20 protein-coding genes and 1 riboswitch are annotated in these 25603 nt (G+C 58.2%); of the genes, 7 read left to right on the forward strand and 13 right to left on the reverse strand.

Features of this window, described 5'->3' with window-relative positions; translation table 11 throughout:
- Nucleotides 1-17 precede the first annotated feature (17 nt).
- Nucleotides 18-1424 carry a purine-cytosine permease family protein gene (locus ACV8MC_RS18315; protein WP_457262878.1) on the forward strand — a complete coding sequence of 469 codons (1407 nt, stop codon included), beginning with the start codon at nucleotides 18-20 and terminating at the stop codon, nucleotides 1422-1424.
- 249 nt (nucleotides 1425-1673) lie between these two features.
- A complete protein-coding gene (locus ACV8MC_RS18320; RefSeq protein WP_041480044.1) occupies nucleotides 1674-2774 on the forward strand; it encodes a polyamine ABC transporter substrate-binding protein in 1101 nt (366 codons plus the stop codon).
- A gap of 124 nt (nucleotides 2775-2898) precedes the next feature.
- Here ACV8MC_RS18320 and ACV8MC_RS18325 read toward each other — a convergent pair whose 3' ends face one another.
- On the reverse strand, nucleotides 2899-3873 hold the full coding sequence (locus ACV8MC_RS18325; RefSeq protein ID WP_457262880.1) for a TerC family protein: 975 nt from the start codon (nucleotides 3871-3873) through the stop codon (nucleotides 2899-2901).
- 239 nt (nucleotides 3874-4112) lie between these two features.
- On the reverse strand, nucleotides 4113-4901 hold the full coding sequence (locus ACV8MC_RS18330) for an AraC family transcriptional regulator (RefSeq protein WP_310217335.1): 789 nt from the start codon (nucleotides 4899-4901) through the stop codon (nucleotides 4113-4115).
- An 82-nt stretch (nucleotides 4902-4983) separates the two neighbouring features.
- Here ACV8MC_RS18330 and ACV8MC_RS18335 point away from each other — a divergent pair, with 82 nt between their 5' ends.
- Nucleotides 4984-5982, forward strand: coding sequence for a bile acid:sodium symporter family protein (locus tag ACV8MC_RS18335; protein ID WP_041480047.1), 999 nt, complete (start codon nucleotides 4984-4986; stop codon nucleotides 5980-5982).
- On the opposite strand, the gene ACV8MC_RS18340 is transcribed toward ACV8MC_RS18335, so the two are convergent.
- Complete coding sequence (locus ACV8MC_RS18340) at nucleotides 5960-8125, reverse strand: hypothetical protein (RefSeq protein WP_457262883.1); 2166 nt, start codon at nucleotides 8123-8125, stop codon at nucleotides 5960-5962. The two genes, ACV8MC_RS18335 and ACV8MC_RS18340, sit on opposite strands and share 23 nt — an antisense overlap.
- Nucleotides 8126-8441: 316 nt before the next feature.
- A complete protein-coding gene (locus tag ACV8MC_RS18345) occupies nucleotides 8442-9047 on the reverse strand; it encodes a LuxR C-terminal-related transcriptional regulator (protein ID WP_457262884.1) in 606 nt (201 codons plus the stop codon).
- Nucleotides 9048-9161: 114 nt separating this feature from the next.
- On the opposite strand from ACV8MC_RS18345, the gene ACV8MC_RS18350 reads away from it, so the two are divergent.
- Nucleotides 9162-10790, forward strand: coding sequence for an ATP-binding response regulator (locus tag ACV8MC_RS18350; RefSeq protein ID WP_457262887.1), 1629 nt, complete (start codon nucleotides 9162-9164; stop codon nucleotides 10788-10790).
- 50 nt (nucleotides 10791-10840) lie between these two features.
- Here ACV8MC_RS18350 and ACV8MC_RS18355 read toward each other — a convergent pair whose 3' ends face one another.
- From ACV8MC_RS18355 to ACV8MC_RS18370, 4 genes are all read right to left on the reverse strand, one after another.
- On the reverse strand, nucleotides 10841-11488 hold the full coding sequence (locus ACV8MC_RS18355) for a hypothetical protein (protein ID WP_177434189.1): 648 nt from the start codon (nucleotides 11486-11488) through the stop codon (nucleotides 10841-10843).
- Between the two features lie 644 nt (nucleotides 11489-12132).
- Nucleotides 12133-13398, reverse strand: coding sequence for a hypothetical protein (locus ACV8MC_RS18360; RefSeq protein ID WP_457262889.1), 1266 nt, complete (start codon nucleotides 13396-13398; stop codon nucleotides 12133-12135).
- A 266-nt stretch (nucleotides 13399-13664) separates the two neighbouring features.
- Nucleotides 13665-14837, reverse strand: coding sequence for a cystathionine gamma-synthase (locus tag ACV8MC_RS18365; protein ID WP_160769445.1), 1173 nt, complete (start codon nucleotides 14835-14837; stop codon nucleotides 13665-13667).
- Nucleotides 14834-16210, reverse strand: a complete 1377-nt coding sequence (locus ACV8MC_RS18370; RefSeq protein ID WP_151551993.1) for a pyridoxal-phosphate dependent enzyme — start codon at nucleotides 16208-16210, stop codon at nucleotides 14834-14836. Before ACV8MC_RS18370 ends, ACV8MC_RS18365 begins: the two co-directional genes overlap by 4 nt.
- A gap of 364 nt (nucleotides 16211-16574) precedes the next feature.
- Between ACV8MC_RS18370 and metE the strand changes: the two genes are divergently transcribed.
- Complete coding sequence (gene metE / locus ACV8MC_RS18375) at nucleotides 16575-18863, forward strand: 5-methyltetrahydropteroyltriglutamate--homocysteine S-methyltransferase (protein ID WP_457262892.1); 2289 nt, start codon at nucleotides 16575-16577, stop codon at nucleotides 18861-18863.
- Between the two features lie 210 nt (nucleotides 18864-19073).
- On the opposite strand, the gene ACV8MC_RS18380 is transcribed toward metE, so the two are convergent.
- The 3 genes from ACV8MC_RS18380 to ACV8MC_RS18390 are packed head-to-tail and all read right to left on the reverse strand — an operon-like array spanning nucleotide 19074 to nucleotide 21861.
- The gene (locus ACV8MC_RS18380) at nucleotides 19074-19838 is read right to left on the reverse strand and encodes an ABC transporter ATP-binding protein (RefSeq protein ID WP_364576691.1); all 765 of its coding nucleotides are present in this window, start codon (nucleotides 19836-19838) and stop codon (nucleotides 19074-19076) included.
- On the reverse strand, nucleotides 19835-20851 hold the full coding sequence (locus ACV8MC_RS18385; protein WP_236169610.1) for a FecCD family ABC transporter permease: 1017 nt from the start codon (nucleotides 20849-20851) through the stop codon (nucleotides 19835-19837). The genes ACV8MC_RS18380 and ACV8MC_RS18385 overlap by 4 nt, the downstream gene beginning before the upstream one ends.
- Complete coding sequence (locus ACV8MC_RS18390; RefSeq protein WP_457262894.1) at nucleotides 20848-21861, reverse strand: ABC transporter substrate-binding protein; 1014 nt, start codon at nucleotides 21859-21861, stop codon at nucleotides 20848-20850. Before ACV8MC_RS18390 ends, ACV8MC_RS18385 begins: the two co-directional genes overlap by 4 nt.
- 139 nt (nucleotides 21862-22000) lie before the next feature.
- Nucleotides 22001-22192: riboswitch (cobalamin riboswitch) on the reverse strand.
- Between the two features lie 209 nt (nucleotides 22193-22401).
- Here ACV8MC_RS18390 and ACV8MC_RS18395 point away from each other — a divergent pair.
- Together ACV8MC_RS18395 and map are read left to right on the forward strand one after the other, a co-directional pair.
- Entirely contained in the window at nucleotides 22402-22629 is a 228-nt protein-coding gene (locus tag ACV8MC_RS18395; protein ID WP_007918027.1) for a ParD-like family protein, read from the forward strand.
- Nucleotides 22626-23417 carry a type I methionyl aminopeptidase gene (gene map / locus ACV8MC_RS18400; protein ID WP_122704021.1) on the forward strand — a complete coding sequence of 264 codons (792 nt, stop codon included), beginning with the start codon at nucleotides 22626-22628 and terminating at the stop codon, nucleotides 23415-23417. Before ACV8MC_RS18395 ends, map begins: the two co-directional genes overlap by 4 nt.
- Before the next feature lie 203 nt (nucleotides 23418-23620).
- Here map and ACV8MC_RS18405 read toward each other — a convergent pair whose 3' ends face one another.
- Both ACV8MC_RS18405 and ACV8MC_RS18410 read right to left on the reverse strand, forming a co-directional pair.
- Nucleotides 23621-24775, reverse strand: a complete 1155-nt coding sequence (locus ACV8MC_RS18405; protein ID WP_457262897.1) for an ABC transporter ATP-binding protein — start codon at nucleotides 24773-24775, stop codon at nucleotides 23621-23623.
- Between the two features lie 17 nt (nucleotides 24776-24792).
- Entirely contained in the window at nucleotides 24793-25602 is an 810-nt protein-coding gene (locus ACV8MC_RS18410; RefSeq protein ID WP_007918021.1) for an ABC transporter permease, read from the reverse strand.
- Between the last annotated feature and the right edge of the window lies 1 nt (nucleotide 25603).

Consider the following 25603-nt stretch of genomic DNA (forward strand, 5'->3'; position numbering starts at 1 on the left):
AACTCGAGTTCATGCATATGTCCCAGATGTCCCGGCAAGATCCGTTGATCGAGAATCATACGGTCGATTACGTCCCACTCGCGGAACGCCACGGGAAGGCCCGCGATCTGTTCACTCTTTGGTTCAGCACCAACATTGCGCCACTGCCCATCGTCACCGGCGCCATGGTGGTCCAGGTGTTCCACCTCAATCTGTTCTGGGGGCTGCTGGCGATTGCGCTGGGGCATATGATCGGCGGCGTGGTGATTGCGCTGGCCTCGGCCCAAGGCCCGCGCATGGGCATTCCGCAAATGGTCCAGAGTCGCGGTCAGTTCGGCCGTTACGGCGCGCTGCTGATCGTGTTCTTCGCGGCGCTCATCTACATCGGTTTCTTCATTTCCAACATCGTGCTTGCCGGTAAATCCATTGTCGGCATTGCCCCGTCAGTGCCAGCGCCGCTGAGCATTCTGATCGGCGCGCTGGCTGCTACGGCGATCGGTGTGATCGGCTACAACTTCATCCACACCCTCAACCGCATCGGCACCTGGGTGATGGGCGGCGCGTTGCTCGCCGGATTCATGTACATCTTCGCCCATGACTTGCCGGCGGACTTCCTGACGCGCGGCAGTTTCAATCTCTCCGGCTGGCTGGCGACGGTGTCGCTGGGGATCATCTGGCAGATCAGCTTCTCGCCGTACGTCTCCGACTATTCGCGTTATCTGCCAGCAGACATCGGCATCGCCAAACCCTTCTGGGCGACGTATCTGGGTGCGACGCTGGGCACGATTCTGTCGTTCAGTTTTGGCGCGGTGGCGGTACTGGCGACGCCGGAAGGCACTGAAGCGATGGCAGCGGTCAAGCAGTCCACCGGCTGGCTGGGGCCGATTCTGATGGTGCTGTTTCTGCTCAACATCATCAGCCACAACGCGCTCAATCTGTATGGCGCGGTGTTGTCGATCATCACCTCGATTCAGACGTTTGCCAGCCAGTGGACGCCGAGCATCAAGGTGCGCGTGGTGCTGTCGAGCGTGATTCTGGCCGGATGCTGCGTGGTCGCCCTCGGCGCTTCGGCAGATTTCATTTCCCAATTCATCGGGCTGATTCTGGCGCTGCTGCTGGTGTTGGTGCCGTGGGCGTCGATCAACCTGATCGATTTCTATCTGATCAAGCGCGGCAACTACGACATCGCCTCGATCTTCCGCGCTGACGGCGGGATTTACGGGCGCTTCAACCTGCACGCGATCATTGCCTATTTCATCGGCATCATCGTGCAGCTGCCGTTTGCCAACACCTCGCTGTACGTGGGGCCGTACGCCAATCTGGTAGAAGGTGCCGACCTGTCCTGGCTGGTCGGCCTGGTGGTAACGGTGCCGCTGTATTACTGCCTCGCAACCCGTGGTCAGGCGCAGCAGAGCAGGGCGGCCAGACTCGGTTATGCCGACTGATCGAAACGGCAACACAGCAATGCCCGGCCCAGCGCCGGGCATTTTTGTTTGCGTATTTCAGCGGTCACGGAAAATGGCCATATCGATCCCCTTTTGGCCTGCCGCCTACTGTCATCGCGCTACGCTGTCAGCAAGAATCGAAACCATAACAACAGGCTCGACCTTTTTTGCCCTTGGCTATCGTTACAGCCACTGCCGTGTACAGAACATAAAAACCATCGATCTCACGTCGCATTCGGGGAAACAACCATGGTCACGATCAAACGCATTCTGGGCGCCACCGTGTGTGGCCTGACGCTGCTGGCCAGCGCCGTCCAGGCCGAGCAGCGCGAACTGCGGGTGTACAACTGGGCGGATTACATCCTGCCGTCAGTGCCCAAGGACTTCGCCGAGCAAAGCAAGATCAAAGTGACCTGGGACACCTTCGACACCAACGAATCCCTGGAAGCCAAACTGCTCACCGGCAACTCCGGTTACGACCTGGTGGTGCCGTCCAATCAGTTCATCGAAACCCAGATCAAGGCCGGTGTGTTCCAGAAACTCGACAAGTCGAAACTGCCGAACTGGCAGCACCAGGATCCGGCCCTGCTCAAATTGCTCGACGCCAACGACCCCGGCAACCAGTACGGCGTGCCATACATGTACGGCACCGTGCTGATCGGCTTCAACCCGGCCAAGGTCAAGGCCGCCCTGGGCGAAAATGCGCCGGTGGACAGTTGGGATCTGGTGTTCAAGCCCGAGAACATGGAAAAGCTCAAGGCCTGTGGCGTGGCGATGCTCGATTCGCCGTCGGAGATCCTGCCGCTGGCCCTGCATTACCTCGGCCTCGACCCGAACAGCCAGAACCCGGCGGACTATGAAAAGGCCAAGGCCTTGATGATGAAGATTCGCCCGTACGTGACCTACTTCAACTCGGCCAAGTACATGACCGACATTGCCAACGGCGACATCTGCGTGGCGATCGGTTATTCCGGCAGCTTCTACCAGTTCGGCAATCGCGCCAAAGAGGCGGGCAATGGCGTGGTGGTCGACTGGCGTTTGCCGAAGGAGGGCGCGCCGATCTGGTTCGACACGTTCGCCATTCCGAAGAGCGCGAAGAACGTCGCCGAGGCCCACGAATTCCTCAACCACTTGCTCGACCCGAAAGTGATCGCACCGATCAGTGATTTCCTCGGTTACCCGAATGCCAACAAGGACTCGATGCCGCTGGTCAACAAGGACATCACCGACAACCCCAACCTGACCCCGACCAGCGAAGCGCTGAAAACCCTGTATGTGGTGCAACCGTTGCCGCAGAAAATGGAACGGGTGCGCACGCGGGTGTGGACCAGTATCAAATCCGATAAATAAGAGCATCGCACTTCAAATGTGGGAGCGAGCCTGCTCGCGAAAGCGGTGTGTCATTCAACTCCTATGTTGAATGAACCGGCGTATTCGCGAGCAGGCTCGCTCCCACAGGTGGGGGTGGGTTGTGTCATTCGGTGCGGCGTTCTGCCTCGCGGCTGGTCACCAGGCTCAACAACACCGACCCCAGAATCACCGATCCGACGATTGCCAGCGACCATTCCACCGGCATGTGGAACCACGGCATCAGCACCATCTTGCCGCCGATGAACACCAGCACGATCGCCAAGCCATACTTGAGCAGGTGAAAACGGTCAGCCATGTCCGCCAGCAGGAAGTACAGCGCGCGCAGGCCCATGATCGCGAAGATGTTCGAGGTGAAAACAATGAACGGGTCGGTGGTGACGGCGAAGATCGCCGGGATGCTGTCGACCGCGAACATCAGGTCGCTGGCCTCGATCAGCACCAGCACCAGGAACATCGGTGTTGCCCAGCGAACGCCGTTCTGCAGGATGAAAAACTTCTCGCCGTGAAAGCCACTGGTGATGCGCATATGCCCGCGAACCCAGCGCAATATCGGATTCTTTTCCAGATCCGGTTGATGATCAGCGAACACCAGCATCTTGATCCCGGTGATGATCAGGAACACACCGAAGGCATACAGCAGCCATTCGAACTGCGACACCAGCCACACACCGGCGAAAATCATTATCGCGCGCATGACAATCGCGCCGAGCACCCCGTACAGCAGCACTCGTCGTTGCAATTCCGGTGGCACGGCGAAGTAGCTGAAGATCATCACGAAGATGAACATGTTGTCGATCGACAGGGACTGCTCGATCAGATAACCGGTGAGAAATTCCAGGGTTTTCTGTCGGGCGATTTCACTGCCGAATTCGCCATGCAGATACCACCAGAGCAACCCGGCGAAGCTCAGCGCCAACAGGCACCAGGCAACCACCCAGGCCGACGCTTCCCGCACCGACACCCGGTGCGCCTTGCGCCCGCCGAAGACAAACAGGTCCAGGGCCAGCATGGCCAGAACGAAGACGATGAAGGCGCCCCACATCCAGGGTTCGCCGATGTTGATGTTCGTGGCAGGCATGGCACGCTCCCCTGTCTTTTTATTTGCAGCAAGCACATCCCCTGTGGGTGCGAGCCTGCTCGCGAATACGATGGAACAGTGAAGTTGAGGTTGCTGACCCACCGCGTTCGCGAGCAGGCTCGCTCCCACAGGGATCATCTTCTCTTCTCGATCAAAGTCAGACGGGGCCATGCTAGCGACGGATCTGGAGCAAAGAAAAATCGTTTATTTCTGACTGACAGTTCGGCAAAAACGAAGTGTCAGCGGAAAAACTCCCCCGGCGTCTCGCCAAACTGCTGACGAAATGCGGCGATAAACGCCGAGGTCGAGTCGTATCCACAAGCCAGCGCAACATCGGTCACACGCTCGCCTTTTTCCAGCGGGGTCAGGGCGCCAAGCAAGCGCAGGCGCTGGCGCCAGGCGCGGAAGGTCAGGCCGGTGTCGCGCAAAAACAGCCGTGTCAGAGTCTTTTCGGTGACACCGAATTTTTCGCTCCAGTGGCTCAGCGTGGTCTGCTGCTCCGGGTGTTGCTCCAGGCTCTGATAGATCTGCTTCAGGCGCGGGTCTTGCGGCAGCGGCAGCATCAGGTCGATGGTCGGTGCGTCGGCGAGTTGATCGAGGATCACCTCGGCCAAGCGTCCGTCAGGGCCACTCTCGTCGTATTCCACCGGGACCTGACTGAAGGCGCGAATCAATTCCCTGAGCAGCGCGCTGACGCCGAGCACATGGCAATGCTCAGCCGCCCAACCGGTGACGCTGCTATCGATGTACAGGCTGCGCATTTCCGTATGCGGTGCGCTGAACACCCGGTGCGGCTCGCCGGCCGGAATCCACACCGCACGTTCCGGCGGCGCGACAAAACGGCCGGCGCTGGTCTGCACTTCGAGCACGCCCTGAATCGCATAGGACAACTGCACCCACGGATGACTGTGGCGGCGGGTGAGGGCGCGATTGGGCAGCGATTCGGTGCGTCCGTACACCGGGCGCGGCAGGCTGGGCAACCCGGGAACACTGCGGCGGACGCTTTTGCTATGTCCTTTAGGCGGCATCTTGCGGCTCTTCGGCGTTAGTCGGTAATTGCCAGTCACGTTAGAGTCGTCGGTACGCACTGGCAACCCCCGGATGAATCTCATGACGCGCCCACGTTTTCTGCCCGATAACTTCACGCTGACCTTGATCGGCGTTGTGCTGCTGGCGAGCTTCCTGCCGGCCAGCGGCCAGGTCGCGGTCGGCTTCGGCTGGCTGACCAACATCGCCATCGCCCTGCTGTTTTTCCTGCACGGCGCCAAGCTGTCGCGCGAATCGATCATCGCCGGCGCTGGCCACTGGCGTCTGCATCTGCTGGTGTTCGGCCTGACCTTCGTGCTCTTCCCGATTCTCGGTCTGGCGCTGAAACCGCTGTTGTCACCGCTGATCGGTGATCAGCTGTACATGGGCATGCTCTACCTCTGCGCATTGCCCGCCACCGTACAGTCGGCGATCGCGTTCACTTCGCTGGCGCGAGGCAATATTCCGGCGGCGATCTGCAGTGCGGCCGCGTCCAGTCTGTTCGGGATTTTTCTGACGCCGCTGCTGGTAACGCTGCTGCTCAACGTTCACGGTGACGGCGGTTCGACCCTCGATGCGATAGTGAAGATCAGCGTGCAATTGCTGCTGCCGTTCATTGCCGGGCAGATCGCCCGCCGCTGGATCGGCGCGTGGGTAGGGCGCAACAAGAACTGGCTGAAATTCGTTGATCAGGGTTCGATTCTGCTGGTGGTGTACGGCGCATTCAGCGAGGCGGTCAACGAAGGCATCTGGCAGCAGATTCCGTTGTTCGAGTTGCTCGGCCTGGTGGTGGTCTGCTGCATCCTGCTGACGTTGGTTCTGGTTGCATCAATTCTGTTGAGCAAAGCGTTCGGCTTCAATCAGGAAGACCGCATCACCATCCTGTTCTGCGGCTCGAAAAAGAGCCTGGCCACCGGCGTGCCGATGGCGCAGGTGTTGTTCGCCGGCAGCACCATCGGCGTGCTGATTCTGCCGCTGATGCTGTTCCACCAGATTCAACTGATGGTCTGCGCCGTGCTGGCGCAGCGTTATGCCAAGCGGCCGGAGTCGGTGCCTGATCTTATGGCGCAGGTTGATCCGTGATGATCGTGTTAGTTACCTCTGGGTATCGTTCCGATATTTCCATAAGTCGTTTTGGTTCCAAGACGTATGTGGAAAATGAGAGTGTCATGTTTTTGATTGAATAATCGCGCCTAACGCTTGTTAATGATTTTAGGCAGTCGTCGATCGTAGTTTCGCCGCGCAAATAAGATATGAGATCGCTTGGGGTGAAGTGTGCATTCTTCCAAACATTTCTCATAGTGCCCGATATATTTATCTTTCCCGAGCTTATCATATTTATGAGTTCGTGACCTTGACGAACTGGGTGGCCCTCAATTTCATATCCGTTGAAAACTCTAGTTGCTAAAGCAATGCAGGTGTGAATCTCATCAACTTTCTGGTAATCAAATTCTGCGGCGGCAAATAGTCTCTTTTGCTCTTCAATGTTTGATAGCCACGCTTTTCTAAGGCTGAGTTGACTAGCTCCATAAGATATGTGGTCGAAGCTGTTTCGCATTTCGTGAACGTTGCACGGGTGGTAAGCATTTTTACATTCAATCAAAAATAACGTGCCATCCTTAAAGGCCACGATGTCAGTTTCCATTTGTTTTTTATTAAAAACAATATTTACTTCTTGAGCGACTTGAAATCCTTGCTTCTTTAAGGCTTCAGCAATTTTGGCTTGCATCGGATCGATTTTTTTGGGGAATGGTTGTTTTATACTGTGTGAACAAAATATGTTTCGGACTAGATTTGAATTTGCTATGACGGCAGGTGAGGCAATGAAGTGACCATTAAGCCTGAGTATTGGCGCGTACTGGATATCAATATGATCCGGGTTTGTTAGATTTAGAGATATCAAGTCCAGCACTTTCGCATGATCGCGAGTCGGCAGTATTAGTTGAAGGTGCTGTAGGAGCTGTGCCTCGGTAAATGTTGGTAGCACGGAGCGCAGTGCAATTGTATATCTATCGCTACTTTGGTGATCTGCCAAGGCGCATTGATAAATGACGCTTACGAAACGGAATATGCGTTGGATTTTCATGATGTCTAGTGCGGTAACACCGTCACGAATGACGACGTCTTTCAAAGCACCATAGTCATAATTTTCCAATCCAAGCTGCACCAGCGCTTCGACTTCTTCCTCAAAAAGCTCATCTGTCGAGAATGGCTTAAACAAGAGGGGGTCGGAGATATATTTCATCACATATCTCGGAATCGGATGTTCGACTACGGAGATTATTTCGTCTTTGCCGGCGTTATAAAATTCCTCGGCAAATTTTTTGATAGATGCAGGCCGATTGACGTTTTCTTCGTTAAAAATATGTTCTTCCAGTCCAATGCGACGAATAATCATTTGTTGGAAAGTCTGGATGTAGCCGAGCCTGATCGATTGTTCTAACTTGGAGTTAATGGATTCAATGATCAGGCGGTTGCTGGTTAACGTCGCGAGATATGGGAAGCCATCTATTAAAGTTTCGGCCTCTTTATACTGGCATAACTTTGCGGCATCGATCAGGATATCCCAGTAAAAGTTGGATTCTGCAGCTGTCTGATCCACATGTTGAAAATGAGAGTTAAGGACTCCGAATTCGATGTTGTGAAGCTTTAATATATAGCTGAATGCTTCCGCTAATTCCTCATTGCTGTAATGGTCGACATTGTTGGATGATGCGTCTTTATTTCCGCCGATAATTCTTGTAGCAAACAATATTTCAATATTCGCTAGTAGCGTTTTTATAATTAATTTTTTGCGACTTTTTATTATTTGTATTAACCCGTTATTGATTTTTCGTGCCTCCGCACCCAACTCAAGGAGATTTGCCGTGGAGGTGAAGAAGTTTGTTTGGGTTTGGGTGAGTTTTAGTAAGGCTTTGAGCGCTATGCACAGCTTGACGACATTTTTGGGAGTATTTGTTTTGTATTTGTATTTCGAGCTCCTAAAAACTCCTATGCGTCTCATCTCCGAAATGGATTTTTCGGCATCATAAATGATCAGTGCTAAAGTTGTATCTTGAGCTGCTTTGACATTGTTAGAGCTCATCAGGTCCAAGAGTTCAAGAGTTTTCATCTTGACTTCTTTCTCAAGTATTTTTTTTGACGGACGATTTGCTCCTATACTCTCTACCAACTCATTAGTAAGAGTTTTACCCTGTATAGCTTTAATGATGCTGTCGAAATCCATTGCGGTAGCTCCGTTGACGAAAAATCTGAAAATGACGACTCCTTGAAATGCAAAATGCTCGGTATCTACGTAGGTAGCTGGGAACGTGATCGTTGGAGCATTTCGGACCTCACGGGACCATGAAGCATGAAGGCATTTTGATGTCATGTCACCACACAGAGCAGATCATCAACGAATTTTAAGACTCAGTTGATTCGTCCCATCTGTTCTGGAGTGGTTTTGAACTGGACCGAGAGAGGCGTATTCCGATAGCGAGACCTAAAAGCATTTTGGGCGCCTTTTTTATCCTCCCTTTTAATATCGATTTTCGCGAATCTTATGTCCCTATGTTGTACCTCACCGCCGCTGCCGCCCGCGTCGGCACGTCCAGCGTGCGCAACAACGAAGACACATGGATCCTCACCGTGAACGGCGAAATATCCAGTTCACGGGCAATTTCCTTGTTGGTCTTGCCTTGCGCAATCAACCGCAGCACGTCCTGCTGACGCGGCGTCAGCGCCGTCGTAGTTTCCAGCGGCAACAAGCCGGACGGCGCCGACTTCACCAGCACCTCACCTTCACGGATCGCCAGAATCGCCTGGCCAATTTCATCCGGCGCAATGTTCTTGCCGATAAAACCGTCAATGCCCGCCGCCATGACTTCACTGATCAGCGTCTGATCGTCAACCATCGACACCACGATCAGCGTGGTGCGCGGCAATCGTTGGCGCAAGTCGGCGAGTTGAGTGATGCAGGTCAGTCCGGGAAAACGCAGATCGAGCATCAGCGTGTCCGGCTCGTCGCCCTGTGGCAGCAGCTTGAGCACCGCGTCGAAGTCGCCAGCCTCGCAGGTATCGGCATCGGGCAGCAAGCGCTGCACGGTGCGCAGCATCGCCTCGCGAAACAGCGGGTGATCGTCGGCTATGATGATCCGGCACGTCATGACGCGACCCTCCCTGGGTCAGGCGTGATTCAAGGCCTGCACCTTAGCACTGGACGCGAAGGCTGCCTGTAGGCTGCTTCCGAAACTGACGATTGCTGCACAAGGACGTTTACCATGAAGTTCGAAAAAAATACCGAACTCGACCAAGCCAACCTGCGCATTATCATCGCCGCCATTGCGGTGGTTTACATGGTCGTGCTGGGTTTTCTGCCGGGCCATCGCTTCGAGACCTACCTGCCGGTCATCACTTACATTGTCTTGTTTCTGCTGGCTTCGATCGCGTTCCGCCAAGCCATTGCGCGTTGGCCCGGGCATTATCCGGCGCGGCGGGTTTTTGCCATGGTCCACGATTACACCGGTACCTGTTTTGGTTTGGTGATTGGCGGCGAAGCGGCGCTGCCGTTGTATGCGGTGATGGTCTGGGTCAATCTCGGCAACGGCATGCGCTACGGCTCGCGCTATCTGGCAATCGCCACCGGCCTTGCATTGGTGGCGCTGCTGGTGGTGTATCGCCTGACGCCTTATTGGCAGGCGCAGCCGTTCATGGTGCTGATGCTGCTGATCACCAGCACGGTGATTCCGTTTTATGCGCACTTGCTGCTCGAGCGTACGCGCAAGGCGTCGGAAGAAGCGCTGGCGGCTAACCTGGAAAAGTCGCGGTTTCTGGCGCAGGCCAGTCATGACTTGCGTCAGCCGATTCATTCCATCGGTCTGTTTACCGCGTGTCTGCGGGAGTCGCGCCTGGGCGATGACGAGCGGCGGCTGGTCGACAACATCGACCGCTCGCTGCTTAACGTTTCGCAATTGTTCCGCTCGATTCTCGACCTCTACACCCTCGATAACGGTCGGATCGAAGCGAAAATGCAAACGCTGAATCTTGGTGAATGGCTTGCGGATCTGATACGCCAACACCAGGAAGCGGCCCGTTGGGCAGGCGTCGAGCTGCGGCTGCGACCGTGCAACCACTGGGTCAGAACCGACCCGGCGCTGCTCGCGACCATGGTGCAGAACGTGCTCTCCAACTGCTTCAAATACGGCGCGCAACGACCCGTGCTGATCGGCGTGCGTAGACGTGGGGCAGGGCTGGCCATCGTCATCCATGACCGTGGCAACGGCATTGCCGAAGAGCATCTGCACAAGGTCTTCGAGGAGTTTTATCGGGTACGGCAAGTGCGCGACAAAGATGTCGAGGGCGTCGGGCTGGGCCTGTCGATCATCAAGCGTCTTGGTGAACTGATCGATGTGCACGTTGCTCTGCGTTCACAGTTGGGGCGCGGCACAGCTGTGACGCTTGCGGGGTTGCCGATCGTGGCGGCGCCGCAGTCACCGGTGGTTCGCAGTGAAGCGCGGCAGGTGGGTTTGTTGACCGGGCTGAAGGTGTGTCTGGTCGAGGATGACCGCAACGTGTTGCTCGCGACTTCGGCGTTGCTCGAACGCTGGGGCTGCGTGGTGCAGGCCGAGTGGTCGGCTGAAGGCCTGGTCACCGACTGCGACATCATCGTTGCCGACTATGACCTCGGCACCCATGCCACGGGTATCGAATGCATCGATGAAGTGCGCAGGCAGCGCGGCTGGGCCGTGCCGGCGATGATCATCACCGGGCATGACGTGGAGAAGATTCAGGCAGCCTTGCATGACCGGCAGATTGCGATTCTGTCGAAACCTGTGCGCCCGGCCGAGTTACGCGCGACGTTGCGCGCCCTGCGTGATCGACAAGGCGCAGCGGTTGAACAGATGCTGTAAAGGCCGATGTAAACGGGCGGCTCAGGAGCTCGCCCGTTATTTCGCGGCGATTATTGTGGGCTGTTGAACTGGTCGGAATAGCTGCCGGTCATCAGCGCCGATGCCACGCGATCAGAACCGACTCCGACCCGGGAGTAGGCCACTCGGTTGACGCCGGTGCGGTCGGCCCCATCCGCTGCCAATGCTCCGGCACCGACACGATCAGCGCCATCGGCAGCCACTGCGCCAGCGCCGACACGATCAGCGCCATCGGCAGCGACTGCACCTGCGCCGACACGATCAGCGCCATCGGCAGCCACTGCGCCGGCGCCGACGCGATCAGCACCATCGGCAGCGACTGCACCTGCGCCGACACGATCAGCGCCATCGGCAGCCACTGCGCCAGCGCCGACACGATCAGCGCCATCGGCAGCCACCGCGCCGGCACCGACACGATCGGCGCCATCGGCGGCCACTGCCCCGGCGCCGACACGATCGGCGCCATCGGCGGCCACTGCCCCGGCGCCGACACGATCGGCGCCATCGGCGGCCACTGCCCCGGCGCCGACACGATCAGCGCCATCGGCAGCCACCGCGCCGGCGCCAACATGATCAGCCCCATCCGAAGCCAACGCCTGCGGTTGCGCCGCCAAGACATTCGGCACCACAACGCTGGCCGCTACCGCAAGAAGCACGCCTGACAACAACTTGTATTTCATGGTTTTCTCCACGACCCGTTGCCAAACAGCGATCAATCGCGCGCGATGCATACAGACGCCACGACTCATTGGCTTGGGTTTTACCTGGTTGGCGAAAGGCACGGGCACACCGAACGGCGTGCGGGTGTCGAGATAATTTTGATCGAGCCGATTGAGTATAGGATCGGCCTCGGGAACTGCCACGGCGGGGAGATCGACGGACAAAAAAAGACGAAGCCCGCATCGTGCGGGCTTCGTTGTGTGGAGCTGTTTACATTTTTGCCAGCGCCTGAGCCAGGTCGGCGCGCAGGTCTTCAACGTCCTCAACCCCAACTGACAACCGCACTGATCAGAGCCTTCAGCCACGACGTAGTTGAGCAATTCGCCAATAAACCACAGGCGTTCGACTCACTGGCTCGGCTCAAGCTAATTGGTGAGCGCAGGCCGAAGGCCGGAAACGTTTGGGATTGAAGCCCGAAAGGGTGAAACGGGCCGGCTGTTTGGCCTAGCTCAACGCGCACCGCGAAAGTCCGGCCCGCAGGGAACGTCAGATGGCACGATCGGCAGTAAGCCATCACTGATCGCATGCGACCATTGCAACGATGGCCTCAGCAACTTGAAGCACGAAGCTTGACACCTGTTTCCGGTCCCGCTGGCCGCTGAGATTAAACGCCTTCAATCGGGTGAGTGACCTTCCATTTTTCGGCAAAAGCTTTGCCTTGCTCGATTTGTTCGGGTGTCATTTTTTCAGAATATTCTTCTAATCTTTCCCGATCATACTCTTTATCAGACTCATCATTATCTAAGCCTGCTAAAAGCAACGTAAGGCCATAAGCCTTCACCATATCAAATGGAAAGCCATAGTAATTTGGATTACTTGCATACTCTCGAGCAAGCAAACCGATGCCATTGCTGTCACCCGCCTTCGCAGACTCCTCTAGCCAATACCGGGAAATTGATAGGTCTCCGTTATCTTCATAAATGGAGGCTGCATAGGCAATCATTGCTTTTGGATAGCCATTTTCAGCCGCTCGCTTATACCACTTGTTGATTTCCTTGCCGCGCTGCCCAAACCACCAAAAAAATCCATCACCAGCTGAATAACTCTCGGCAAGCTGATATTGTGCGAATGAGTACCCTCCCTCTGCTGATTTAATCAGCATATTAAAGTCAGAATTGCCTACGTATAACAAATAGGCAGCTTCCATGTCACCGGAAGCAATTTTTTCTCGCGCAATCTTCTCAAATTCTGATTTCCACTCGCGCTGAGTTTTATCTCCCTTCGGGCAGTTCTCAACGATCGTGCATAATTTATCTCCATCATCAAGAGCCAGACGAAGTAGGGAGTTAAAATTTCCTTGATTAGCAGAATGTACTAGCCATTCGCGCGTATCTTCCACCCTGTGGTTTTTTGCATAACGAAGCTCATCCTGTAGATGAAACCACTCTCCTACAACATCCGACTTGGCTACCCAATCATTTAGTTCGCCTAGTTGTTGCAAATCATTTGAGGCAAATTTCTCCATTAAAGTTTTTCTGTACTCTTGATCCCATTCACCTCGGCTTTTTTCCCCTTTGGGACAAAATGAAGCAATAACACACAGCTTGACGTTGTGAGATAACTGATATAGGGAGAATAAATTGCCTTGATTGGCAGAAGCCACGAACCACTTTACAGATTCTTTCGAGTCTAGCGCTTCACTAAGTTCCATTTGGCGAAGTTGTTGCGCCAAATAAAATTGTGCTTCTGCATCGCCAGCCTCAGCGGCAATGCGCAATTCACGCTCTGCATTTTTCTCTTGTTTATATAATGAAATGCCGCGTTCCTTGGCTGCCTGCTGCTCCTGTGAAAGCACTGCCGATGCGGTGACTGAGTTAAATAAAAAAAGTAAACTTAAAATCGATTTGATTAGATTTTTATAATGATTCATTTTCTTCCCTGTGTAATTAACAAGCGAGCGCCGTATTCCATATGCTGTTTGACACCAAGCTGCGAAATGAGGTGGGCGAATGTTGCGACACTTGTGTTGTCGAGTTTGCGCAGCAGCACGGAGCTCTTCATTCGGCAGACTTGATGCCATTTTCAAAAAGACTTGTATGACAATAAAAACGAGAGATCGAAAGGCCACAGGTGGTTTTCCCCGTGTGGCGAGGGGATTTATCCCCGTTGGGCTGCGATGCAGCCCCCTTCAAAGAGTCACATCTTAGCCAAAGCCTGCGCCAAATCTTCCCGCAGATCCTCAACATCCTCAACCCCCACCGACAACCGCACCAGCCCATCGCCAATCCCCAGCTTCGCGCGAGTTTCCGGCGGGATGGTCGCGTGGGTCATGATCGCCGGATGTTCGATCAGGCTCTCCACACCGCCCAGACTTTCCGCCAACGCAAAGATCTTCACGTTTTCCAGAAAGCGCCGTGCGCCGGCCAGATCGCTGTTCAGATCGACGGAAATCATCCCGCCAAAGCCACGCATCTGCCGCTTGGCCAGTTCGTGCTGCGGGTGCGACTCAAGGCCCGGATAGTAGACGCGCTTGACCTGCGGTTGCTGCTCGAGCCACTGCGCCAGATCCAGGGCGTTGCTGCAATGACGTTCCATGCGCAGCGCCAAAGTCTTCACCCCGCGCAGGGTGAGGAATGCATCGAACGGCCCGGAAATCGCGCCGACGGCGTTCTGCAGGAAGCCGAGTTTTTCCGCCAGTTCGGCGTTCTGTCCGACCACGGCAATGCCGCCGATCACGTCGGAGTGGCCGTTGAGGTATTTGGTGGTCGAGTGCAGGACGATGTCGAAGCCCAACTCCAGCGGGCGCTGGATGTAGGGGCTGGCAAAGGTATTGTCGGCGACGCAGATGATCCCGCGCGCGCGGCAGATGCGTGCAATGGCGGCCAGATCCGACAGGCTCAGCAGCGGGTTGGTCGGAGTTTCGACCATGACCATGCGCGTGTCGTCCTGCAGCGAGGCTTCGAACGCCGACAGATCGGTCAGGTCGACGAAGCTGAAACGGTGCCCGGCGCTGCGCTGGCGAACCTTGTCGAACAGGCGGAATGTGCCGCCGTACAAATCGTTGCCGGAGACGATGTGCGAGCCGGCGTCGAGCAGTTCCAGCACCGTGGAAATCGCCGCCAGCCCCGAGGCGAAGGCGAACGCGCGGGTGCCGCCTTCGAGGTCGGCGACGCAGCGCTCCAGCGCGAAGCGCGTCGGGTTGTGCGAGCGGCCGTAGTCGAACCCCTTGTGCACGCCGGGGCTGTCTTGCAGGTAGGTGGAGTTGGCATAGATCGGCGGCATCAGCGCGCCGGTGGTCGGGTCGGGCTCTTGTCCGGCGTGGATCACCCGGGTGGCAAAGCCTTGGGATTTATCGTCGTGCTGACTCATGCAAGGGATCTCCGTAATTGGTTGAGCATGTCGGTGCGGGTGATCAGGCCATGGAAGCCGGAGGCGTCGGCGATGATCGCGACGAGGCCTCGGCTGAGCACCGCTTCCAGCTCGGCCAGGCTCGCAGCCGGGGCGAGGGTTTGCAGTTTGTCGGTCATCACGCTGGACACCGACTGGCTGAAGCGCGCGGCATCTTCGTGGATGCCGAGGAGGATGTCGGACTCGTCGATCACGCCCACCAGTTGCTTGCCTTCGACCAGCACCGGCAGTTGCGAAACATCCGCCAGACGCATGCGCTGAAACGCAGTGAGCAGGGTGTCGTCAGGGCCGACGCTGATCACCCGGCCGTCCTCGAAACGCCGTGCGATCAAGTCGCGCAAGTCGCCGTAGCCTTTGCGTTGCAACAGGCCTTGATCGGTCATCCACTGGTCGTTGTAGACCTTCGACAGGTACCGCGTGCCGGTGTCGCAGACAAAGCTGACCACGCGTTTCGGCTCGGTCTGTTCGCGGCAATAACGCAGCGCGGCAGCGAACAGGGTGCCGGTCGATGAGCCGCCGAGAATGCCCTCGGCCTTGAGCAACTGGCGCGCGTGATCGAAGCTTTCCGCGTCGCTGATCGAGTAGGCGTGACGCACGCTGGAGAGGTCGGTGATCGACGGAATGAAGTCTTCGCCGATACCCTCGACCGCCCACGAACCGGGCGTCGGCAAGGTGCCGTCGCGGCTGTATTGCGCCATCACCGAGCCGATCGGATCGGCGAGGACCATTTCCAGATCCGGTTGCACGCGCTTGAAGAAACGACTCAGCCCGGTCAGCGTGCCGGCCGAACCGACGCCGACGACAATGGCGTCCAGATCATGTTCGGTCTGCGCCCAGATCTCTGGCGCGGTGCTGCATTCATGGGCCAGCGGGTTGGCGGGATTGTTGAACTGGTCGGCGAAAAACGCGCCGGGAATGTCCTTGGCCAAGCGGGCGGCGACGTCCTGGTAATACTCGGGATGGCCCTTGCCGACGTCAGAACGAGTGATGTGCACTTCGGCGCCCATGGCCTTCAAGTGCAGGACCTTCTCGGTGGACATCTTGTCCGGTACCACCAGCACTACGCGATAGCCTTTGGCACGGCCGACCAGCGCCAGACCCAGACCGGTATTGCCCGCAGTGGCCTCGACAATCGTCCCGCCCGGTTGCAGGCGACCGTCACGTTCGGCAGCGTCGATCATCGCCAGACCGATACGGTCCTTGATCGAGCCGCCAGGGTTCTGCGATTCGAGTTTGAGAAACAGCGTGCACGGTCCGGTATCGAAGCGGGTGACCTGCACCAGCGGAGTATTGCCTATCAGCCCAAGCACGGCAGGGCGTGATTCCTTTGACATTTCTTCACCTCTTTATGGTGTTGATCGCGTTCCAATCGCGGGGAAAAGACTCGCGTGCAACTTAGGCGCAGACATCCTCTCTCGCAACCTCTAATCCTTGGAAAATTCAGCCATTTGGATCTAACGATAGAACGAAAACTTGCATGTTGCCCTTACGTGTTCTGATCGTTCCCACGCTCCGCGTGGGAATGCAGCCTTGGACGCTCTGCGTCCCTACGGCCAGAAGATCGCAGCCTTCGGCAGCTCCTACGGGGCGGCTGTGCATGAGTAGAACTTGTGATGATCTAGAATTTATTGAGTTTGTTTCATCAAGTCCGGTTCCCGACAATACCCGCCATCGAATAAGCATCTGGAGTTGTTTGTCATGGCACTGGCCCATTCCCTTGGATTTCCGCGCATCGGTCGCGACCGCGAACTGAAGAAAGCGCAAGAGGCGTTCTGGAAAGGAGAACTGAACGAGGCGGGCCTGCGTGACGTCGGGCGTGAGCTGCGCAAGGTCCATTGGGACTTGCAGAAAAACGCCGGCATCGACTTGCTGCCGGTTGGCGATTTCGCCTGGTACGACCAAGTGCTGACCCACTCGCTGATGTTCGGCGTGATCCCCGAGCGCTTCCGCCCCCATGACGGCAAAGCCACGCTGCACACCCTGTTCAGCATGGCCCGTGGCGTCAGCAATGCTTGCTGCGGCGAAGGCCACGCTCAGGAAATGACCAAGTGGTTCGACACCAACTATCACTACCTCGTACCGGAATTCAGCGTCGATCAACAATTTCAGCTGGGTTGGGAGCAGTTGTTTGAGGAAACCGAAGAGGCCCGTGTGCTGGGGCACAACGTCAAACCGGTGATCATCGGTCCGCTGACCTATCTGTGGCTGGGTAAAACCAAAGGCGTCGACTTCGACAAACTCGATTTGCTTGACCGCCTGCTGCCGCTGTACGGCCAGATCTTCGCGCGGCTGGCGGCGTTGGGTGTGGAGTGGGTGCAGATCGACGAGCCGATTCTGGTGCTCGATCTGCCGCAGGACTGGAAGAATGCCTTCGAGCGCGCCTACAACCAGATCCAGCGCGATCCGCTGAAAAAACTGCTCGCCACGTACTTCGGTGGCCTGGAAGAAAATCTCGGTCTGGCGGCGAACCTGCCGGTCGATGGCTTGCACATCGATCTGGTGCGCGCGCCGGATCAGTACCCGACCATTCTGGATCGTCTGCCGGCTTATAAGGTGCTGTCGCTGGGTGTGGTCAACGGTCGGAACGTCTGGCGCTGCGATCTGCAAAACGCGCTGGCGACGCTGCGCCATGCTCATGAGCGTCTGGGTGATCGTTTGTGGGTAGCACCGTCCTGTTCATTGCTGCACAGCCCGGTTGATCTGGGCCGCGAAGACCAGCTCGATGCCGAACTGAAAAGCTGGCTGGCGTTCGCCGTGCAGAAGTGCGAAGAGGTCGCCGTGCTCGCTCAAGCGGTCAGCGAACCGGAAGCGCCGAAGGTACTGCGTGCCCTCGCGCAAAGCCGTTCGGTGCAGACCAGCCGCGCTGCCTCGCCGCGTATTCACAAACCGGCGGTACAAGCGCGGGTCGCGGCGATCACTGCCAAGGATGCGCAACGCCAATCGCCGTTTGCCCAGCGTATTGCCAAACAGCGCGGCAAGCTCGACCTGCCGTTATTCCCGACCACCACCATTGGTTCGTTTCCGCAAACGGCGGCGATCCGTCTGGCGCGTCAGGCCTACAAGCAAGGCAAGCTCAGCGCGGCCGATTACACCGATGCGATGCACACGGAGATTCGCCACGCGGTGGAAATTCAAGAACGCCTCGGCCTGGATGTGCTGGTGCACGGTGAGGCCGAGCGCAACGACATGGTCGAATACTTCGCCGAACAGCTCGACGGCTATGCCTTCACCCGCTTTGGCTGGGTGCAGAGCTACGGTTCGCGCTGCGTCAAACCGGCGGTGATTTTCGGTGACCTAAGCCGCCCGCAGGCGATGACGGTCGAGTGGATCCGCTACGCCCAAGGCCTAACCGACAAGGTCATGAAAGGCATGCTGACCGGCCCGGTGACCATGCTGATGTGGTCGTTCCCGCGCGAAGACGTCAGCCGCGAGGTGCAGGCTCAACAACTGGCGCTGGCCATTCGTGACGAGGTGAATGATCTGGAAGCGGCGGGAATCAAAATCGTGCAGATCGACGAAGCGGCGTTCCGTGAAGGCTTGCCGTTACGCCGGGCGCAATGGCCGGCGTATCTGCACTGGGCGAGCGAAGCGTTCCGCCTGTGCGCCTCCGGCGTGCGCGACGAAACGCAGATCCACACGCACATGTGCTACAGCGAGTTCAACGATGTGATCGAGTCGATCGCGGCGATGGACGCCGATGTCATCACCATCGAAACCTCGCGTTCGGACATGGAACTGCTCGAAGCGTTTGAAGCGTTTGCCTACCCGAACGACATCGGCCCCGGCGTGTACGACATTCACTCGCCACGGATTCCGGATGTGACGCAAATGGTCGGCTTGCTGCGCAAGGCGGCGCAGCGTATTCCGGTTGAGCGGCTGTGGGTCAATCCGGATTGCGGGTTGAAAACCCGAGGCTGGCCAGAAACCGAAGCGGCGCTGGTGCACATGGTCGGCGCCGCGCGGCAACTGCGCAAAGAGTGGGCCTGACCCTTTACCGCCCTGGAATACATAACCCTGTGGGAGCGAGCCTGCTCGCGAAAGCGGTGTGTCAGTCGACCTCTATGTTGGATGACCTGACGCCTTCGCGAGCAGGCTCGCTCCCACAGAATTCGCGTTCTCCCCGTCATTCACGGCAACACACAAATCCTTTGTGGGAGCGAGCCTGCTCGCGAAAGCGGTCTGTCAGCTACACATGCATCAGGCAAGGAAGCGCAATATCGGCGCACCATCGAACGGGTCCGTCAGATAGTGCGCCCTGACCCCGAAAGTCGTCTGTAACCGCTCCGGCGTCAGCACGTGCAGCGGCTCGCCCAATGCTACCAGACGCCCGCGCTCCAGCACTGCCAGGCGATCGCATTTGAGCGCCTGATTGAGGTCGTGCAAGGCGATCAGCGTAGTCACCGGCAGTGCTCGCACCACTTGCAGAATGCTCAACTGATGCTGGATATCGAGATGGTTGGCCGGCTCGTCGAGCAGCAGGATCTGCGGGCGTTGCGCCAGTGCGCGGGCGATGTGCACGCGTTGGCGTTCACCGCCGGAGAGGCTGCGCCAGAGGCGGTTGTGCAGGTGCACGGCGTCGACGTCGACCAGCGCTTGCTCGACGATGGCGTCATCGGCCGGCGACCACGGTTGCAGCGCCGACAACCACGGCGTGCGCCCCAGCGCCACCGCGTCGAACACGCGAATGCCATCGTCGGTATCGGCCTGTTGCTCAACCACCGCCAGCGTCTGCGCGATAGTGCGCCGCGACATCTTGCGCAGCGTCCGACCGTCGAGCTGCACATGGCCCACGCTCGGTTCACGCAGCCCGGCCAGCAATTTGAGCAACGTGGATTTCCCCGACCCGTTCGGCCCGACAATGCCCAGGGTCTCGCCGCGCTCAACGTCGAGGCTAACACCGTTGAGCAATTCGGCACCGCGCACTTTGAAGCCCACACCCGCACAACTCAGAACCGTGTTCATCGCGCCGATCTCCGGCCCACCAGAATCAGCGCGAACACTGGCGCGCCGACCAGCGCGGTAATCACGCCGACAGGAATCACCTGACCCTTGATCAGGGTGCGTGACAGCACATCGGCGGCGATCAGAAACACTGCGCCGCCCAACGCACTGGCCGGCAGCAGACGCGCATGGCTGGTGCCGAGCAACAACCGCGCGGCATGGGGAATCACCAGACCGACAAAGCCGATCGAGCCGACAATCGACACCATCACCGCCGTCACCAGCGCGGCGCAGCCAATCAACAGAATTTGCACACGTCGCACTGGAATGCCGAGAGACGCCGCCGAGTCCGCACCAAAGGTGAACGCATCCAGCGCCCGGCGATGCCACAGACAAACAACCAACCCCAACACTGCTACCGGCACCGCCAGCCACACCGACGGCCAGCGCACGCCGCCGAGATTGCCGAGCAGCCAGAACATGATCCCGCGCGCCTGTTCCGAGCTGGCCGAGCGGGTGATCAGAAAAGCGGTGAGGGCGTTGAACAGCTGCGAGCCGGCAATCCCGGCCAGAATGATCTGTCCGGTGCCGCTGGCCGAGCCGCTGACTCGCGCCAACAGGATCACCAGTGCGAAAGCGGTCACCGCGCCGGCAAAAGCACCGACCGACAGTGAAATCGCCCCGGCGCCGACGCCAAGCAGGGCGACCATCACCGCGCCAGTCGAGGCGCCAGCAGAAATTCCCAGCAGATACGGATCGGCCAACGGATTGCGCAGCAGCGACTGCAGGATTACGCCACAGGTCGCCAAACCGGCGCCGCAGGCCGCCGCGACCAGCGCGCGGGTCAGGCGATAGTTCCAGACAATGCCTTCGTCGATCGGGTCGAGCACATAACCGGCGCCCCACAGCTTGTTGGCCAGCACCTGCAACACCACGCTCGGCTCGATCGAAGTCTCGCCAATGGCCACGCCGCCAATCAGCGCGACCGACAGCGTCAACAGCACCAGCAGCAAACGGATCAGGCGTCTGCTCATTGCGACAGGTCGTAGCCGTTGATGGCACTGGCCAATTGTGCGAGGCCATCGAAGGTGCGCAGGCTGGCCTGCATGGCCATGGCGTCAAGGATGATGATGCGGTTGTGCTTGACCGCGTCCATGTTGCGCGTCACCGGATCACTGCGCAGGAAGGCGAGTTTCTTTTGATAATCGTCCGCCGGGAAACGCCGACGATCCATGCGCGCGATCACCAGAAACGTCGGGTTGGCCTTGGCGATGGTTTCCCAGCCGACGGTTGGCCATTCTTCATCGGACTCGACGACGTTGCGCACGCCGAGGGTGCTGAGCATGAAATCGGGAACGCCTTTGTGCCCGGCCACGAACGGCTCGATGTCCATCTCGGCGCTGGAGAACCACACCAGAGCGCTGACGTCTTTGCGCTGCTGCTTTTTCGCGGTGGCGATCGACTGCGCGAGGCTGGCTTTGAGCTGCTCATTGAGCTGCTCGCCACGCGCCTGCACATCGAAAATCGCCGCCAGTTGGCTCACGCTTTTGTAGATGCTGTCGATGCGAAACGGCGCCAGCCGCGTGCCGTCCGAACCGACGAGGTTGTCCTTGGCTTCGCAATCGGAGGGCAGCAGATAGGTAGGAATCTTCAGTTCATGAAACTGCTCGCGGGTGCCGACCGCGCCTTGCGGGCCGACCATCCATTCCAGCTCGACGGCAACCAGCTCCGGGCGTTTGGCGATCACCGCTTCGAAACTCGGCTCGTTGTCGGCAAGGCGCTCGATCCTGTCGTTCTGCGCTTTGTATGTGCCCAGCACGTCGTTGAACCACAGCGAAGTGCCAACGACTTTGTCGCCCAGACCCAAGGCATAGAGCATTTCCGTGCCGGCCTGGCCGATGGTCACCGTGCGCGCAGGCGCGTGCTGAAAGGTCAGGCTGCTGCCACAGTTTTCGACGGTCAGCGGATACGCAGTCGGCGCCGCTTGCGCCAGGGCGCAAAGGCTCAGAGCGGTGAGCAGGGTGGCAACGCGGGGCAGCAGCATGGGGCAGTCTCCAAGGGAACCGTACGGGAGCGGGCGGGTACGGTTGGAAATACACCTCGGGCGCGGTCGTGGAAACTGCGCAAGGCCGGCACGGGGAAAATGCGCACGGCACGATGTCCTTCCCGGACACCCCGCCGGTTGGTCAGTCACTGTGCCGGCAGGTCTCCTGACTGATGCGTCATTGCCACGCTCCGGCCTTCCCGGGATTCACCCAGTGGCAGTCGAGGAGCAGGCTCGGCACCTACAGTTGCGGGGGCAGTTCCGATTGATGCGTGGAGCACCTCGGATTCCCTATTAATTCCGTGTGGAAACCGGCGCGGGCATGGTAGTCGATCAGGCCGCTGATGGGGAGCCGAATCTGCTTTGGTAGGAGCTGCCGAAGGCTGCGATCTTTTGATCTGGTCTTTAACGGGCAAGATCAAAAGATCGCAGCCTTCGGCAGCTCCTACACGGGTGCGTGTTTGCGTGGCGGAGCGTTTGCAATCCGAGGGTAAGCTTGGCTAATATACGTTCCATATACACATCGTATCGGATTCATATATGGGCATCGTAAAAATCTCAGAGGACATGCACGAGAACCTGCGTATCTCCAGCAACGCCCTCAGCCGCTCGATCAACGCGCAGGCTGAGCACTGGATGCGCATCGGCATGCTCGCCGAGCTGCATCCCAATCTCGACCACAGCGCCATTTGCCGCCTGCTGATCCGCGCCGAACAGAATGGTGGGCTGGATCTGCAACAACTGACTCAGGAAGCCGTCAGCGCATGAGAAACCAGATCAAGATCAACACCCCGGCCGACATCGAAAAATCCCGCGCCGCCGGCAAACTCGCCGCTGAAGTGCTGGCAATGCTGGTGCCGCATGTGAAGGCTGGCGTGACCACCGATGAGCTGGATCGACTGTGCAACGATTACATCGTCAATGTGCAGAAGGCGGTGCCAGCCAATGTCGGTTATCACGGCTTTCCGAAAACCGTCTGCGCGTCGGTCAACGATGTGGTGTGCCACGGGATTCCATCGGGTACGCCATTGAAAGACGGCGACATCGTCAACCTCGACATCGCGGTGATCAAGGACGGCTGGTTCGGCGATACCAGTCGCATGTATGTGGTGGGCGAGGCGACTCCTGAAGCGCAGCACCTGATCAAGACCACCTACGAAGCCATGTGCGCAGGCATCCGTGCAGTGAAGCCGGGCGCAACGCTGGGCGATATCGGCCACGCGATCCAGAGCCTGGCGGAGGCGGAGGGCTTCAGTGTGGTACGCGAATACTGCGGCCATGGCATCGGCAAGGTCTATCACGATGAACCGCAGATCCTGCATTACGGCTTTCCCAATCAGGGCCTGAAGCTTAAGGCCGGGATGATTTTCACCGTGGAACCGATGCTCAATGCCGGCAAACGCCATGTGAAGAACATGCCGGATGGCTGGACCGTATTGACCAAGGATGGCTCGTTGTCGGCGCAGTGGGAGCATATGGTCGCGGTGACGGAGAGCGGGTTCGAAGTGCTGACGGCTTGGCCGGATGAGATTGAAGGGTACCGGGCCATTGGCTAATACCGTGTCGCCTGCTTGCCCTCACCCTAGCCCTCTCCCAATGGGAGAGGGGACTGACCGAGGTGTTGTTGCGAGATACGCCGACGTGCGATACCGAGTCGAACTTACATTTTGAACAGCATGAAGATCGGCTCCCTTTCCCCCTCGCCCCCTTTGGGGGAGAGGGCTGGGGTGAGGGGGTAGATCCAACTGACTCAGCGCAATCAGTGAGCACCGGCAGCCTTGTTCAAGTCGCTCTCGGTCCACTCGGTATAAACACAAGCATCCGCCGTCGCCCAGCGCACCCGTACCGGATCGCCGGCCTTGAGTGGCATGCCCGCTGCCGACAGCGCTTTCACCGTCATCGACGTCCCGCCCGCAGTCACCACGCTGCACGTCTGGCTCTCACCGAGAAACAGCACCTCCACAACATTCGCCGATACTTCATTCCAGCCCGCCGCCAGCGGCTCATCCAGCGCCTGCTGCGTGCTCAGCGCCAAGGCCTTTTCCGGACGCACCATCAGCAGCACATCCTGATCAGTGTGCAACCCGGACGTCAGCCGAATCGACAACGACTGGCCCTCGAAACTCGCTGCTGCATTGCCTTGCGCCTTGAGCTTGAGGAAGTTCGAATTACCCAGAAACGACGCGACAAATGCATTGGGCGGATTCTGGTAAAGGTCATAACCACTGCCCAGACCAACGATTTTGCCGTGGCTGAAAATCGCGATGCGTTGCGACAGACGCATGGCTTCTTCCTGGTCGTGCGTCACGTAGACGATGGTGATGCCCAGGCGCCGGTGCAGCTGGCGCAGTTCATCCTGCAAGTCTTCGCGCAGCTTCTTGTCCAGCGCACCGAGCGGTTCGTCCATCAGCAGAATGCGCGGCTCGTAAACCAAGGCGCGAGCGATGGCAACCCGTTGTTGCTGGCCGCCAGACAGTTGCGAAGGGCGGCGATGGGCGAACTGTTCGAGTTGCACCAGCTTCAACATCGCATCGACGCGCTTTTCGCGCTCGGCGGCAGCCAGTTTGCGAATGGCCAGAGGGAAGGCGATGTTGTCGAGCACCGACAGATGCGGGAACAGCGAGTAACGCTGAAAGACCATGCCGATGTCGCGCTTGTGCGGCGGCACGTTGACCAGTGATTGGCCGTTGACGAGGATCTCGCCGCTGCTCGGTGTTTCAAAACCGGCGAGCATCGACAGCGTGGTGCTTTTGCCCGAGCCGCTGGAGCCCAGGAACGTGAGGAATTCACCGTCCTTGATGTCCAGCGAGATGTTATCGACTGCAGCAAAATCGCCGTAGTGCTTGTTCAGGTTGCGCAGGCTGACCAGGGGTTTGTCGCTCTGCTGGGATGCGTCTTTGATCACGGCACTCATGTCGTACTCCTGGGCGCTCAGGCGCTGATTTCGTTGCGCCGGCGCAGGGCGGCGGCGATCACCATGACCAACACTGACAGGCCGATCAGCAGCGTCGAAGCGACGGCGATCACCGGGGTCAGGTCCTGGCGCAGGGTGGTCCACATTTTCACGGGAAGGGTTTGCAGAGTCGGGCTCGCCATCATCACGCTGAGCACCACTTCGTCCCACGAAACGAGGAAGGCGAAGAGGGCGCCGGCGACCATGCCCGGACGAATCGCCGGGAACGTCACCTTGAACACCGCTTGCAAGCGCGAGGCACCGCAGATCACCGCCGCGTCTTCAATCGACTGATCGAACAGCTTCAGCGAGTTGATGATCGAGATGATGGTGAACGGCAGCGCGACGATCACATGGCTGACGACGAAGGCGAACATGGTCCCGGTGTAGCCGAGCTTCAGAAACAGCGCGTACACCGCCACGGCAATGATCACCAGCGGCACGATCATCGGCAGGGTGAACAGGCCGTAGAGCATCTCGCGGCCGGGGAAGCGTCCGCGCACCAGCGCAAACGCGGTCGGCAAACCGAGCGCCACAGCGCAGATGGTGGTCAGCACGGCGACCTTGAGGCTGGCGGCAGCGGCGTTCATCCAGTCGGGGTTGGAGAAGAACTGGCCGTACCATTTCAGCGTCCAGCCCGGTGGCGGGAACACCAGCCACTGCGAGGAGCCGAACGACAGCAGCACGATGAACACGATCGGCAACAGCAGAAACAGACCGATCAGCCCGGTAGTGGCATAGAGGCCGAAACGCATGCGCCGGCTCATGGCATTGGGGGTCAGGAGCATG

This window comes from Pseudomonas sp. PK-RTE-24 (genome assembly GCF_054052265.1).

Coding starts and splice junctions, on each gene's coding strand:
- ACV8MC_RS18395 (WP_007918027.1), top strand. CDS start 22,402: ATGGGCATCGTAAAAATCTCAGAGGACATGCACGAGAACCTGCGTATC.
- ACV8MC_RS18335 (WP_041480047.1), top strand. CDS start 4,984: ATGACGCGCCCACGTTTTCTGCCCGATAACTTCACGCTGACCTTGATC.
- ACV8MC_RS18390 (WP_457262894.1), bottom strand. CDS start 21,861: ATGCTGCTGCCCCGCGTTGCCACCCTGCTCACCGCTCTGAGCCTTTGC.
- ACV8MC_RS18330 (WP_310217335.1), bottom strand. CDS start 4,901: ATGCCGCCTAAAGGACATAGCAAAAGCGTCCGCCGCAGTGTTCCCGGG.
- ACV8MC_RS18350 (WP_457262887.1), top strand. CDS start 9,162: ATGAAGTTCGAAAAAAATACCGAACTCGACCAAGCCAACCTGCGCATT.
- ACV8MC_RS18325 (WP_457262880.1), bottom strand. CDS start 3,873: ATGCCTGCCACGAACATCAACATCGGCGAACCCTGGATGTGGGGCGCC.
- ACV8MC_RS18365 (WP_160769445.1), bottom strand. CDS start 14,837: ATGAGTCAGCACGACGATAAATCCCAAGGCTTTGCCACCCGGGTGATC.
- map (WP_122704021.1), top strand. CDS start 22,626: ATGAGAAACCAGATCAAGATCAACACCCCGGCCGACATCGAAAAATCC.
- ACV8MC_RS18385 (WP_236169610.1), bottom strand. CDS start 20,851: ATGAGCAGACGCCTGATCCGTTTGCTGCTGGTGCTGTTGACGCTGTCG.
- ACV8MC_RS18410 (WP_007918021.1), bottom strand. CDS start 25,602: ATGCTCCTGACCCCCAATGCCATGAGCCGGCGCATGCGTTTCGGCCTC.
- ACV8MC_RS18370 (WP_151551993.1), bottom strand. CDS start 16,210: ATGTCAAAGGAATCACGCCCTGCCGTGCTTGGGCTGATAGGCAATACT.
- ACV8MC_RS18340 (WP_457262883.1), bottom strand. CDS start 8,125: ATGGATTTCGACAGCATCATTAAAGCTATACAGGGTAAAACTCTTACT.
- metE (WP_457262892.1), top strand. CDS start 16,575: ATGGCACTGGCCCATTCCCTTGGATTTCCGCGCATCGGTCGCGACCGC.
- ACV8MC_RS18360 (WP_457262889.1), bottom strand. CDS start 13,398: ATGAATCATTATAAAAATCTAATCAAATCGATTTTAAGTTTACTTTTT.
- ACV8MC_RS18320 (WP_041480044.1), top strand. CDS start 1,674: ATGGTCACGATCAAACGCATTCTGGGCGCCACCGTGTGTGGCCTGACG.
- ACV8MC_RS18380 (WP_364576691.1), bottom strand. CDS start 19,838: ATGAACACGGTTCTGAGTTGTGCGGGTGTGGGCTTCAAAGTGCGCGGT.
- ACV8MC_RS18345 (WP_457262884.1), bottom strand. CDS start 9,047: ATGACGTGCCGGATCATCATAGCCGACGATCACCCGCTGTTTCGCGAG.
- ACV8MC_RS18405 (WP_457262897.1), bottom strand. CDS start 24,775: ATGAGTGCCGTGATCAAAGACGCATCCCAGCAGAGCGACAAACCCCTG.
- ACV8MC_RS18355 (WP_177434189.1), bottom strand. CDS start 11,488: ATGAAATACAAGTTGTTGTCAGGCGTGCTTCTTGCGGTAGCGGCCAGC.
- ACV8MC_RS18315 (WP_457262878.1), top strand. CDS start 18: ATGTCCCAGATGTCCCGGCAAGATCCGTTGATCGAGAATCATACGGTC.